Origin of the sequence: Streptomyces californicus (assembly GCF_000717645.1) — a bacterium.
Classification (GTDB): Bacteria; Actinomycetota; Actinomycetes; order Streptomycetales; family Streptomycetaceae; genus Streptomyces; species Streptomyces californicus.
Genome location: NZ_JNZZ01000098.1, coordinates 1 through 214, shown reverse-complemented (window position 1 = coordinate 214; position 214 = coordinate 1). Strand labels below are relative to the sequence as shown.

Here is a 214-nt window from a genome sequence, read left to right as displayed (position 1 = left end):
TGTCGTCGCGGCGGAAGCCGCCACCGGAGGGCCGGTCGTCGTCACGGCGCGGGCCGCGGGGGCGGTCGTCGCGCCGGTCGAAGCCGCCACGGCCACCCCGGTCGTCCCTGCGGTCGAAGCCACCCCGGTCGTCCCTGCGGTCGTCACGCTGCTGACCACCCCGGTAACCACCACGGTCGTCATCACGGCGAGGCCCACGGTCCCGGTCACGGTC

General features: G+C 76.2%; 1 protein-coding gene. It reads left to right on the top strand.

What is annotated here, in order from left to right; all coding sequences use genetic code 11:
• Nucleotides 1–214 (top strand): hypothetical protein (locus IF19_RS1000000137925; protein WP_030278140.1); only part of this gene is annotated, 214 nt, incomplete at both ends.